An 11,691-nucleotide genomic window follows, 5' to 3' on the forward strand; every position below is an offset into this window, starting at 1 on the left:
CGGGCCGGCACCGATTCGTAAAATTTTACCGGGTTGCGGCCCGAAGCCGGTCGAATCCGGCCGAAAGATCATCGATCAGATCGGAAACCGCTTCAAGGCCGACGTGAATGCGGATCAGCGGATCGGTATCGTCCCATTTCGTCGCCGTGCGGTAATGCGTCGGATCGGAGGGGAGAATCAGGCTCTCATACCCGCCCCAGGAGGAACCCATGCCGAACAGCTCGAGATCATCGAGGAAGGCGGCGATGGCCTTCTTCGGCACGGCCTTCAGCCGGAAGGAGAAAAGACCGGACGCGCCCAGGAAATCGCGCTTCCAGATGGCGTAACCCGGATCATCAGGGAGGGCCGGGTGCAGCACCGAATGCACCTCCGGGCGGCCCTTCAGCCATTCGGCGAGGGCGATCGCATTCTGCATATGCTGGTTGAGCCGCACAGAGAGGGTGCGAAGGCCGCGCTGCGCGAGATAAACATCATCCGGCCCCGCCGTCTGGCCGAGCATATTGGCATTAAAGATGAACGGATCCCACGATTCCTTGTTGGTGGTGACGACGCCGATCATCACATCGCTGTGGCCGACGATATATTTCGTGCCGGCCTGCACCGAGACATCGACGCCATGCTCGAACGGCTTGAAGAAGAGGGGCGAGGCCCAGGTGTTGTCCATGATCACCTTGGCGCCGCCTGCATGAGCAACCTCGGCGATGGCCGGAATATCCTGCATCTCGAAGGTGAGGGAGCCCGGCGCCTCGACATAGACGACGCGCGTCTCCGGGCGCATCAGCTCGCGGATGCCGGCGCCGATCAGCGGATCATAATAGGTGACGGCGACGCCGAAACGCTTCAGGAATTTGTCGCAGAAGCTCCGCACCGGGCCATAGACGCTGTCGGTCATCAGCACATGATCGCCGGCCTTCACGAAACCGAGGATGGCGCCCGCGCAGGCCGCCATGCCGGAGGGGAAAATCTGCGCACGGTAGCCGCCTTCGAGCATCGCGACGGCATCTTCGAGCGACCAGGTGGTCGGCGTTCCGAGGCGGCCGTAGGAGACGAGGCGCTCCCCGCCCGCGCGCGCCGCATGGGCCTTCTCGCGCGCTTCCACTGTCGGGAACAGGATGGTCGATGCATGATAGACAGGTACATTGACGATCCCGAAATTGGCCTCTGGATCGCGTCCGGCAACGACAAGTTTTGTTTCGTCTTTCATAGCTTGATCACCCTGATTTTCCTCGGATTTCCCTCATCCAGTTGCATATAGGAAGAGACTTCAAGTTTAAAGTCAAAATTTCATCTCGCGCAGGACGGGAACAGGCCGCTCTCGCGACGCCGCAAATTTTTGCGTTGACGCCGAGAACAAAACTATTATCGTCAAATAATTAGAAGGTCACGATAATTCAGATTGTGATTTTCAAATGTAACTCACGTAAACCTTCACAGGCTGAGCGAAGTCGGTAAAAGAAAGGGGTGAATTACAATGAAGATATTGAATTGGGAATATCGGACAGGGAGGTACAATTTATGAGCAAAGCGAGTTTTATTGCCGTTGCGGCGGCTGCCACTTTTATGGCCGCATCAGCGAGCGCGGCCACGCTGGATGACGTGAAGGCCAAGGGCTTCATCCAATGCGGTGTCACCACCGGCCTTGCGGGGTTTGCCGCGCCCAACAACGCTGGCCAGTGGGAAGGATTTGACGTCGATTTCTGCCGCGCCATGGCAGCGGCCATCTTCGCCGATCCGGAAAAGGTGAAATACACCCCGACCACCGCGAAGGAGCGTTTCACGGCGCTGCAATCGGGTGAAATCGACGTGCTGGCCCGGAACACGACCTGGACCTTCAGCCGTGACGTCAACCTCGGATTCGAGTTTGTCGGCGTCAACTACTATGACGGCCAGGGCTTCATGGTGAAAAAGGCGCTCGGCGTGAAATCCGGCCTTGAGCTGGACGGCGCCCGGGTCTGCGTACAGTCGGGCACGACGACCGAACTTAACCTCGCCGACTATTTCAACGCGAACAACATGAAGCTTGAGACTGTCGTCTTTGACACTGCCGACGAGGTGCGTGAGGCGTATCTGAAGGATACCTGTGACGTCTACACGACGGACCAGTCCGGCCTCTATGCGCAGCGCGCCGTGATCGCCAACCCCGATGAGCATATCATCCTGCCCGAAGTGATCTCGAAAGAGCCGCTCGGCCCGCTTGTCCGCCACGGCGACAACCAGTGGGGTGACATCGCCCGCTGGACGCTGAACGCGATGATCGAATCCGAAGAGCTGAACATCAACTCCGGCAATGTTGACCAGTTGAAGGCGGAAAGCCCGAACCCGAGCGTACAGCGTATTCTCGGCGTCAATGGTGATCTCGGGCAGGCGCTCGGCCTCACCAACGACTGGGCCTACAACATCATTAAAATGGTCGGCAACTACGGCGAAGTGTTCGAGCGCAACCTGGGTCAGGGCACCTCACTCGCCATTGAACGCGGTCTGAACGCACAGTGGAACAAGGGAGGCATCCTCTACGCACCGCCGCTGCGTTAAGGTCGATCACTGATGAGCTAGTCAGAAAGAGGGGGCACATATTCTCGGTACTGAATATGTGCCCTTTCTCGTCGCAGTAATAGCTACGCCTGGGGAGGTACAGTGTATGACCACGGATGTACAAACAACGCCGGCAAGCGTTAATATGTTCAGGGACCCGCGGGTCCGGGCCATATTTTTTCAGATACTCGTTATCGTCACCGTCGTGCTGTTTGCCTGGTATATCGCGCATAATACCGCGATCAATCTGCAAACGCGCGGCATTGCCTCGGGATTCGGGTTCCTGAGCCAGCCCGCCGGTTTCGATATCGGCATCGTTCTTTTCAAAAGCTACAGCAGCCAGACATCGACGCATATGGATGTGCTGATTATCGGCATCATCAACACGCTCGTCGTTTCCTTCGCCGGCATTGTGCTGGCGACCATCATCGGCTTCATTGTCGGCGTGCTTCGCCTCTCGAAGAACTGGGTCGTCAACAAGATCGCTTATGTCTATATCGAGGTGGTGCGCAACATTCCGCTGCTGGTGCAGCTGATGTTCTGGTATTTCGCCGTGCTGTCGGTTCTGCCGGTGGTGCGCGACAGTATTCGCATCGGCGAAAATATCTATATCAACAACCGCGGCATGAACTTCCCGGCGATCATCCCCGAGGCGGGCTTCTGGGTCATTCCGGTGGCGCTCGTTGTCGGCATTATCGCCGCCCTTTTCGTCCGCGGCTGGGCGCATCGGCGCCAGGACCGGACGGGCCAGCCGTTCCCGTCCTTCTGGGTCGGGCTGCTCCTCATTATCGCACTGCCGGTGCTCGCCGCGGTGCTCGCGGGCGTGCCCTTCACCGTCGAATATCCGATTGCAGGGCGGTTCGGCATCAATGCCGGATGGTCGCTGAAGCCGGAATTCCTCGCGCTACTGCTTGGCCTTTCGATCTATACCGGCGCCTTTATCGCCGAGATCGTGCGATCGGGCATCAACGCTGTCAGCCACGGCCAGACGGAGGCGGCGCATTCGCTGGGTCTCCGGCCCGGCATGACGACGCGGCTCGTTATCCTGCCGCAGGCGCTCCGCGTGATCGTCCCGCCGCTCACGAGCCAGTATCTGAACCTCACCAAGAACTCCTCGCTCGCCACCGCGATCGGCTATCCGGAGCTGACATCGATCTTCGCCGGAACCTCGCTGAACCAGACGGGGCAGGCGATCGAGGTGATCCTGATCGCGATGCTGTTCTATCTCAGCGTCAGCCTGCTGATCTCGATGTTCATGAACTGGTACAACAAACGAATTGCCCTGGTGGAGAGATAAGATGACCACAATCGTCAAAACCGACCGCCACCCGACCCTGCCGCCGCCGGCCAGCCAGTCCGGTATCCTCGGCTGGATGCGGGAGAATTTATTCTCAAGCCCGCTGAACATCGTGCTGACCGTGGTTGCGGTCTACATCAGCTGGGAAGCCCTGAGCTCGCTGATCTCCTACGCGATCATCGACGCCAATTTCGCCGGCACGACGCGCGAGGATTGCACCGGCAGCGGCGCCTGCTGGGTGTTTATCAAGATGCGCTTCGGGCAGATCATGTATGGCTTCTACCCGGTTGAGGAGCGCTGGCGCGTCGATGTCGGCTATGTGCTGGTCGCCATCGGGCTGTTCTTCGTCCTCTCGGACGTGGTGAAGAACAAGAAATGGCCGGCGATCTATCTCTTCGGCTTCGTGCCGGTCGCCTGCTACTTCCTGTTCTACGGCGGCGCCTTCGGGCTCCCCGTCGTCGAGACGCCGCTCTGGGGCGGGCTGTTCCTCACGCTCGTTCTCGCCTCGGTCTCGATCTTCGTTTCGCTGCCGCTCGGCATCGTGCTGGCGCTCGGGCGGCGCTCAAGCATGCCGGTGGTGCGCATGATCTGCGTCGGCTTTATCGAGTTCGTGCGCGGCGTGCCGCTGATTACCGTGCTGTTCATGGCCTCGGTGATGCTGCCGCTGTTCCTGCCCGAGGGCGTCAATTTCGACAAGCTCGTGCGGGCGCTCGTCGGCATGTCGCTCTTCGCCTCCGCCTATATGGCCGAGGTGGTGCGCGGCGGCCTGCAGGCCATCCCCAAGGGCCAGTCGGAGGCGGCGAAAAGTCTCGGCCTCGGCTACTGGCAGTCGATGGGGCTGATCATCCTGCCGCAGTCGCTGAAAATTTCCATCCCGGCCATCGTCAACACCTTCATCGGCCTGTTCAAGGATACGACGCTGGTGCTGATCATCGGCCTGCTGGATCTGCTCAGCATCGTGAAAAGCGGCACCACCGACAAGGAATGGATCGGCATGTCGCAGGAAGGATATCTGTTCGTTGCCGCGGTGTTCTGGGTTTTCTGCTTCGGCATGTCCCGTTACAGCATCTGGTTGGAGAACAAGCTCCATACCGGACATAAAAGATAGAAGGAGGGTGGATTATGAGTGATGCTGCCATGGCTGAACAATCAGGGATGAATATCGCCATCCAGATTATCGGAATGCATAAATGGTATGGCGAATTCCATGTCCTGAAAGATATCAATCTCACCGTCGAACGGGGCGAGCGGATCGTTGTGTGCGGCCCGTCGGGCTCCGGCAAATCGACAATGATCCGCTGCATCAACCGGCTGGAGGAACATCAGCAGGGGCAGATCATCGTCGAGGGGATCGAGCTTAGCAACGACGTCAAAAAGATCGACGAGATCCGCCGCGAGGTTGGGATGGTGTTCCAGCATTTCAACCTGTTCCCGCATCTCACCGTGCTGGAGAACTGCACGCTCGCGCCGATCTGGGTGCGAAAAGTCCCGAAGGCCGAGGCCGAGGCGACCGCGATGAAGTTCCTCGAGCGGGTAAAAATCCCCGAGCAGGCGCATAAATACCCCGGCCAGCTCTCGGGCGGGCAGCAGCAGCGCGTCGCCATCGCCCGCTCGCTCTGCATGAACCCGCGCATCATGCTGTTCGATGAGCCAACCTCGGCGCTCGACCCGGAAATGATCTCCGAAGTGCTCGACACCATGATCAGCCTCGCCGAAGAGGGCATGACCATGATCTGCGTGACCCATGAGATGGGCTTCGCCAAGACGGTCGCCGATCGCGTTATCTTCATGGACGCCGGCGAGATCATCGAGCAGGCCCCGCCGCAGGAATTCTTCACCAACCCGCAAAGCGACCGCACGAAGCTGTTCCTCAGCCAGATCCTCCATAACGCCTGACAAGCCTTTGTAAAAAAACTAAAAAGCCCGGTGGAAACGCCGGGTTTTTTTGATGGACTACTAATATGATAGATTGTATCAATTATAGTTAGAATATGGAAAGATATTCAAGAAACGGAATAGAAAAATGAAAATCCTGTCCTTGAGAAACAACCTTTTGCTTCTTTTGTTCCCGTTGCTCGTATCGTGTAACACAACGGGGATTATGGCCGTTTCCAAGGTGCCGCCCGCTCATGTCGATCCCGTTACCATTCCACTTTCGCAGCAATCGTCATTTGTTTTGCAGAAGGTGGTGGCTAATATCAAGCGGGGTACAATAATTGGTCACTTTCCGGCCTCAGGCAATATGGATGCGGTGGGTGTAGACGGATTCCTTTGCAACGACAGTCATTCGGGTAAATCCACCATGGAGTGGGGGGCAGGCTCCTCTGTTTTAGGGAACTGGAGCACGGAGCTTGGGGAGATTTTTTATGAAGTTTTGAATACGAATGGCTTCAATGTCGCAGGAGATCCCAGAGACTTGTTTGGTCAGAGTAGGTCAGTTTCGTCGGCGGAATATCTGGTTGGTGCCAGCATTACGAAGATAAGCAGTAATTTCTGTCAGGTTCATCATTGGTGGGATGGACGTCCGTTGGATGAGTATAGTGGAGAAATGTTTGTAGATGTGGACTGGACCGTATTCTCGACACTCACTCAAAGGGAGGTGATGAAGGTTGAAACGAGTGGGTATTACAAACAGGTTGAGCCTAAGAAAGATACAGTAATTTTGACCTTCCATAATGCTTTTGCTGGAGCCGTTGAGTCTTTTATTGCCTCGAACGAATTTAGAAAAGTGGCCTTGAAAGAGGATAGTGCAACTTCGATGTTACAGGGGTTTCAGGGAAACGCACTGCCGTTAAGCCTTCCTGTAGTTTCAGCAGATTCAATAGAGAGCAAATTAAATACTGTCCTTGCGGCAGTCGTTACTGTCCGCTCTGGGATGGGGCATGGTTCCGGATTTATTATCAATGAAGATGGATATATTTTGACGAATGCACATGTCGTGAATGAATCTTCCAAAGCAGCAATTATTTTGAATAACGGATTAGAAGTAATCGGCGACGTGATCAGGGTAAGCGAACAGCGTGATGTAGCACTCATTAAGGTTCCACTACGAATATCGGCACCTTTACCCATTCGTAAAAAACAAGCAGAACTTCTTGAGAAAATTTATGTTATAGGCAGCCCTCTTCGGGAAGGCCTTCAATCGTCAGTTACTGCAGGCATTGTGAGTGCTCATAGAAACTCGTCTGATTCTGCTACATCTTATATCCAGTCGGACGCCGCCACTTCTCCCGGTAATAGCGGTGGTCCTCTTTTAGATCAGAACGGTAATGTTATGGGCATAAGCGTTGCTAAAGTTACAGGAAAAGCGGCGGAAGGAATCAATTTGTTCATTCCTATTTTAAGTGCATTGGATGCCCTGAAAATTATCCCTCAGCAAGAGTAATGCGGCTTATTGAATTTTCCCGCTAACTTCCCCTCAACTCCCCGCTCTGATGGCGTGCCAGTAGTGAGTGTTGAGTTTGCCGATCAGCCGGTCGTGCCAGCTTGAGAGGCAGGCGCGGAGGCTGAGGCTGCCGGCGATGGTCTCGCGGTAGCACGCCTCAAAATGCGCGGCTGCGCCGGCCTTGGCGCTTGCCGGCATTGCAGCGTGGGCGGCGATGCCCGGGTAGGCGTCACGGACGGCGGCGCGTTCCGCATCGCTCGCCCGGCCGCGCTCGGGCAGGCGGTTGATGGCCTGGCTGAGCAGTTCCGCCTCAGCGCGGGGATCGCCCGCCTCCTCGACATAGAGCTTTGCGAGCGCGCGGTTCGGGCCGGTCGCAAGCTCGATATCCGCATCCGTCTGCGGCCGCCGGTCATTTCTTATGGGAAGCGGGACGAGCGAGAGATTTTCCGGCACTTTCAGGCTGACCTCCAGGGGGCCATATTTCTTCAGCTCCTGCGCGCGGAAGGCGACGCGGACGGCGTTATGGCCGCGCGCGGCGGTGATTGTTACGGGAAGGTGCGCGAGCGAGATTTCCTGCCCCGTTTCGGTCAGGCCGGTGATCTCGAAAAACCGTTCCCCATGCACGTAATAGCCCGCGCCGGGATTGGGCGAGGCGCGCTCCTCCTGCAGGCAGATGGTGGTCAGCTCGACCCGGCATTCGCCCGCTTCGCACGTGAGGGGGAGTGGCAGCTCCGTCGCCGCAACGGCAAGGATCTGCGGCGCGGCGAGGGCAGGGGCCGCCAAACTGGCCCCGATCAGCGCGAGCGGATAGAAGAGATAGCGAGAGACGGCGGCAGTGCGCATGGGATAGTCCTCCCGTCCGAGAATGTCCTGAATTAGTATATTCTCATATAGGGCGGCGGTCAATTTCCGCCAAGCGGGAGGAGCCGCCGCCCCGCGCCGTCCCCTTGCGCAGAATGCGGCTCACAGATCGGGGAGCGGTTCGATTTCGATGTGGCGCTGGCGGATCGGCTTGAAGCCGGCGTGCTGATACATCAGCAGCGCCTTAGGGTGGTCGAGGGTGCAGGTGTTGACGGTGAGGCGCGCCGGCCCTTTCGACCAGGCGAGGTCGACGATGTTATCGAGCAGCCACGGCCCGAGGCCCATGCCGATAAATTCCGGCAAAATGCCGAAATAGGCGAGATCGATCACGTCCGGCATGTCTTCGGTATTGATCTCGGCAAAGCCCGCCGGAACGCCGCGCAAGTAGAGCACGTAAATCTCCGTCGCCGCGGCGTTGATGATGCGGTCGAGCTCGACATCGGACATGTTGCGCCGGTCCATCCAGCCCCAGTCGCGCCCCGTCGTGTTATAGAGGAAGCGATAGAAAGAGAGCGTCGGCGCTTCGGCGCGGATCACCGCATGCGACATCGCGGGCGGCGGCGGCGCCGGCGTCGCGGCTTTCTCGCGCATCTCAAGGAAGGTGACGGTGACCGGCCAGAGACCTTCTTCCGTCGGCTGGGGTGGGCGTTTGATCGGCATCGGCTTATCCGGTCGCGACGGGCAGGCTCTCGTCCTTCGCCCATTCGGTCCAGGATCCATCATAGACCGCGACCCGCTTGTGGCCGAGGAGGTGCAGGCCGAAGGCAAGCACGCAGGCGGAAATGCCGGAGCCGCAGGTGGTGATGACCGGCGCTTTCAGATCGATCCCCGCCTTCTCATAGGCGGCCTGCAGCGCGGGCGCGTCCAGAAGGGTGCCGTCCGGCTTGAAGAGATCGGTAAAGGGCAGGTTTTTCGAGCCCGGGATGCGGCCGCCGCGAAGCCCCTCGCGCGGCTCCGGCTCGGTGCCTGTAAAGCGGCCCGGCGAGCGGGCGTCCAGCACCTGCTCGCGCGCCGTCTCGATATTGCGTGCGACCTGATCCTTCTCGCGCAGCAGGAAGCTGTTGATGCGCGCGGTGAAATGCCGCTCCGTCGGCAGCACCGGGGTATCCTCGACCGGTCGCCCTTCTGCGATCCACTTCGGCAGGCCGCCGTCCAGCACCGCGACATCCTGATGGCCGAACAGGCGCAGCATCCACCATGCGCGGGTCGCGCTCACCGTTCCGTTGGTGTCATAGATGATGATGCGGTTGCCATCGCCAAGGCCGAGCTTGCGCATGCGGCTTGAGAATTTCTCCGGGCTCGGCACCATATGCGGCAGCGGGTTGTCGAGATCGGCAATCTCGTCGATATCGAAGAACACCGCCCCCGGGATATGCGCCGCGTCATATTCGGCGCGCGGGTTGCGCTTTGTCGCCGGCATATGCCAGGAGGCATCGACGATGCGGACGTCGGGCGCGCGCATATAGTCGGCAAGCTGCTGCGTGGAGACGAGAGAAGCTGAATTCACATAAGCCATATTTTCAAATCACCTTGAATATAAACATCGCTGCGGCCGGGCCCGTCAGGCCTCGTCCGCAAATTCCAGCGAGACGCGGCGGTTCTGCCGCCCCTTCTTTTCAATTTTCCTAACCCGGACCGCGCCGATTTCCGATGTGTTGCGCACATGCGTCCCGCCGCAGGGCTGCAGGTCAATCTCGCCAACGCGGATCAGCCGGACGCGCCCGGCGCCGCGCGGCGGCTGCACGGACATGGTTTTCACCAGCTCCGGGCGGGCATCGAGCTCGGCATCGGTGATCCAGTCGCTGCCGACCGGGTGGCTGCCGGCGATCAGCGCATTGAGCTTTTCCGTAATCTCGTCCTTGTCGAGCACGGCCTCGGGGATATCGAAATCGAGCCGCCCCTTGCCGTCGGAGACCTGCCCGCCCGTGACGGGGTAGGGCAGCACCGCCGACAAGATATGCAGGCAGCTATGCATGCGCATATAGCGATAGCGCACATCCCAGTTGATTTCCGCCGTCACCTCCGATCCCGCCTCCGGCAGAACGTCCGCACTTGCCGGGACGTGAATAATCTCGTCAGGCGTGTCGCCCTTGACCGTGGTGGCAATCGTGATGCGCTGGCCATCGCCGAGGGTCAGCCAGCCGCTGTCGCCCGGCTGCCCGCCGCCGGTCGGGTAAAACACCGTCCGGTCGAGCAGGATGCCGCCGCGTTCCGTCACGCCTGTCACCCGCGCCGCCGTCCGGGTCAGATAGGCGTCGTCGCGAAACAGGGCTGTCGTCATGATAAAACTCCGGGTCGTAATCAATCGCCGGTAAGCCAGGGGGCAACCGGCAGGTTCTTTTTCCGAAGCATATCAATGTCCATCAGTTTGCTAAAGTACTTTTGCGCCGTATCACAGAGAACGGTCACAATCGTATGGCCGGGGCCCATTTCCTTCGCCATGCGGATCGCCCCTGCGACGTTGATCCCGGTCGAGAGGCCGAGCTGCAACCCTTCATGGATATTGAGATCATAGAGCGTGTTGAGCGCCTCAACATCGTCGATCTGGTAGGGGAAGTCAACGTCAAGCCCTTCGAGATTGGCGGTGATGCGGCCCTGGCCGATCCCTTCGGTGATGGAATCGCCGTGCGATTTGAGCTCGCCCGTGGTGTAATAGCTGTAAAGCGCCGCACCCAAAGGATCGGCGAGGCCGATCTTGATATCGGGATTGCGTTCTCTCAGGGCGAGGGCGACGCCGGCGAGGGTGCCGCCGCTCCCCACCGCGCAGATAAAGCCATCCACCTTGCCATCGGTCTGGTTCCAGATTTCCGGCCCCGTGGTGTCGATATGGCCCTGCCGGTTGGCGACATTGTCGAACTGGTTGGCCCAGATGGCGCCGCCCGGATGGGTTTTCGCCAGCTCTTCCGCGAGCCGGCCGGAATAGCGGATATAGTTGTCCGGGTCGCGATAGGGCTTCGCCGGGACAAGGCGCAGGTCCGCGCCGCAATAGCGCAGCAGCGCCTTTTTCTCGTCCGTCTGCGTTTCCGGCATGACGATCACGGTCTTGTAGCCGCGCGCATTGGCGACCAGCGCAAGGCCAATGCCGGTGTTGCCCGCCGTCCCCTCGACGATCAGCCCGCCGGGCCGGAGCAGGCCCTTCGCCTCGGCATCCTTGACGATGGCGAGCGCCGCGCGGTCTTTCACCGAGCCGCCGGGATTGAGGAATTCGGCCTTTCCGTAGATGTCGCAGCCGGTGACTTCCGAGGCGGCGGTGAGGCGGATGAGCGGCGTGTTGCCGATGCTGTCGATAAAGTTCTTGCGGATTTCCATGGCGAGATGTGGTTCTTTCTAATTCCCATTGTATTCCTGTTAATCTGGCAATTTGCCGCGCGCCAGTCAAGCGCGGAGGCAAAATATAACGCATACGAACGGATTTTTCCGGCGGGGAATTTTCTCGAATGGTGCAACCGTGGATTGACGAACAAACATGCTTGTTTTATAATATAACCAGCATTTATAAATTTTCGTAGCGCAATTATTATTGTTAATGATCATTAACGATCTTTTTTCCGCCCTCACCATCTCCGGCCTGAGGCGGCGTCCCGGACCCTGCCGCGCGGGGGCGCGGCGCCTTTAA

Annotated in this window: 11 protein-coding genes; 5 read left to right on the forward strand and 6 right to left on the reverse strand. The window is 58.8% G+C overall.

Translation table 11 applies throughout. The features are described from left to right. Positions 1-25: 25 nt before the first annotated feature. Positions 26-1,204 carry a cystathionine beta-lyase gene (gene metC, locus V7Z56_RS08150; protein WP_334128892.1) on the reverse strand — a complete coding sequence of 393 codons (1,179 nt, stop codon included), beginning with the start codon at positions 1,202-1,204 and terminating at the stop codon, positions 26-28. Between the two features lie 311 nt (positions 1,205-1,515). Here metC and V7Z56_RS08155 point away from each other — a divergent pair, with 311 nt between their 5' ends. The 5 genes from V7Z56_RS08155 (at position 1,516) to V7Z56_RS08175 (ending at position 7,214) form a co-directional block, all read left to right on the forward strand. Next, positions 1,516-2,532 (forward strand): amino acid ABC transporter substrate-binding protein, encoded by a 1,017-nt coding sequence (locus V7Z56_RS08155; RefSeq protein WP_334128894.1) that lies wholly within the window; start codon positions 1,516-1,518, stop codon positions 2,530-2,532. Positions 2,533-2,638: 106 nt separating this feature from the next. Beyond that, complete coding sequence (locus V7Z56_RS08160; RefSeq protein ID WP_334128895.1) at positions 2,639-3,829, forward strand: amino acid ABC transporter permease; 1,191 nt, start codon at positions 2,639-2,641, stop codon at positions 3,827-3,829. A 1-nt stretch (position 3,830) separates the two neighbouring features. Further along, positions 3,831-4,937, forward strand: a complete 1,107-nt coding sequence (locus V7Z56_RS08165) for an amino acid ABC transporter permease (RefSeq protein WP_334128896.1) — start codon at positions 3,831-3,833, stop codon at positions 4,935-4,937. 29 nt (positions 4,938-4,966) lie between these two features. Beyond that, positions 4,967-5,725 carry an amino acid ABC transporter ATP-binding protein gene (locus V7Z56_RS08170; protein WP_334128897.1) on the forward strand — a complete coding sequence of 253 codons (759 nt, stop codon included), beginning with the start codon at positions 4,967-4,969 and terminating at the stop codon, positions 5,723-5,725. Between the two features lie 127 nt (positions 5,726-5,852). Beyond that, entirely contained in the window at positions 5,853-7,214 is a 1,362-nt protein-coding gene (locus V7Z56_RS08175) for a S1C family serine protease (protein WP_334128898.1), read from the forward strand. 33 nt (positions 7,215-7,247) lie between these two features. Here the strand turns inward: V7Z56_RS08175 and V7Z56_RS08180 are convergent, their stop codons facing one another. From V7Z56_RS08180 to V7Z56_RS08200, 5 genes are all read right to left on the reverse strand, one after another. Next, positions 7,248-8,057, reverse strand: a complete 810-nt coding sequence (locus tag V7Z56_RS08180) for a hypothetical protein (RefSeq protein ID WP_334128899.1) — start codon at positions 8,055-8,057, stop codon at positions 7,248-7,250. A gap of 120 nt (positions 8,058-8,177) precedes the next feature. After that, positions 8,178-8,735: a GNAT family N-acetyltransferase gene (locus tag V7Z56_RS08185; protein ID WP_334128900.1), complete on the reverse strand. Its 558-nt coding sequence runs from the start codon at positions 8,733-8,735 to the stop codon at positions 8,178-8,180. A gap of 4 nt (positions 8,736-8,739) precedes the next feature. After that, complete coding sequence (gene sseA / locus V7Z56_RS08190) at positions 8,740-9,591, reverse strand: 3-mercaptopyruvate sulfurtransferase (RefSeq protein ID WP_334128901.1); 852 nt, start codon at positions 9,589-9,591, stop codon at positions 8,740-8,742. Between the two features lie 45 nt (positions 9,592-9,636). After that, the gene (locus tag V7Z56_RS08195; protein WP_334128903.1) at positions 9,637-10,356 is read right to left on the reverse strand and encodes an alanyl-tRNA editing protein; all 720 of its coding nucleotides are present in this window, start codon (positions 10,354-10,356) and stop codon (positions 9,637-9,639) included. A gap of 20 nt (positions 10,357-10,376) precedes the next feature. Further along, a complete protein-coding gene (locus V7Z56_RS08200; RefSeq protein ID WP_334128904.1) occupies positions 10,377-11,384 on the reverse strand; it encodes a cysteine synthase A in 1,008 nt (335 codons plus the stop codon). Positions 11,385-11,691 lie beyond the last annotated feature (307 nt).

Origin of the sequence: Sneathiella sp. (genome assembly GCF_036844445.1) — a bacterium.
Lineage (GTDB): Bacteria > Pseudomonadota > Alphaproteobacteria > Sneathiellales > Sneathiellaceae > Sneathiella.

Bases quoted from the DNA above. Each gene is read 5' to 3' on its own strand.
- metC (WP_334128892.1), bottom strand. From the start codon at position 1,204: ATGAAAGACGAAACAAAACTTGTCGTTGCCGGACGCGATCCAGAGGCC.
- V7Z56_RS08155 (WP_334128894.1), top strand. From the start codon at position 1,516: ATGAGCAAAGCGAGTTTTATTGCCGTTGCGGCGGCTGCCACTTTTATG.
- V7Z56_RS08160 (WP_334128895.1), top strand. From the start codon at position 2,639: ATGACCACGGATGTACAAACAACGCCGGCAAGCGTTAATATGTTCAGG.
- V7Z56_RS08165 (WP_334128896.1), top strand. From the start codon at position 3,831: ATGACCACAATCGTCAAAACCGACCGCCACCCGACCCTGCCGCCGCCG.
- V7Z56_RS08170 (WP_334128897.1), top strand. From the start codon at position 4,967: ATGGCTGAACAATCAGGGATGAATATCGCCATCCAGATTATCGGAATG.
- V7Z56_RS08175 (WP_334128898.1), top strand. From the start codon at position 5,853: ATGAAAATCCTGTCCTTGAGAAACAACCTTTTGCTTCTTTTGTTCCCG.
- V7Z56_RS08180 (WP_334128899.1), bottom strand. From the start codon at position 8,057: ATGCGCACTGCCGCCGTCTCTCGCTATCTCTTCTATCCGCTCGCGCTG.
- V7Z56_RS08185 (WP_334128900.1), bottom strand. From the start codon at position 8,735: ATGCCGATCAAACGCCCACCCCAGCCGACGGAAGAAGGTCTCTGGCCG.
- sseA (WP_334128901.1), bottom strand. From the start codon at position 9,591: ATGGCTTATGTGAATTCAGCTTCTCTCGTCTCCACGCAGCAGCTTGCC.
- V7Z56_RS08195 (WP_334128903.1), bottom strand. From the start codon at position 10,356: ATGACGACAGCCCTGTTTCGCGACGACGCCTATCTGACCCGGACGGCG.
- V7Z56_RS08200 (WP_334128904.1), bottom strand. From the start codon at position 11,384: ATGGAAATCCGCAAGAACTTTATCGACAGCATCGGCAACACGCCGCTC.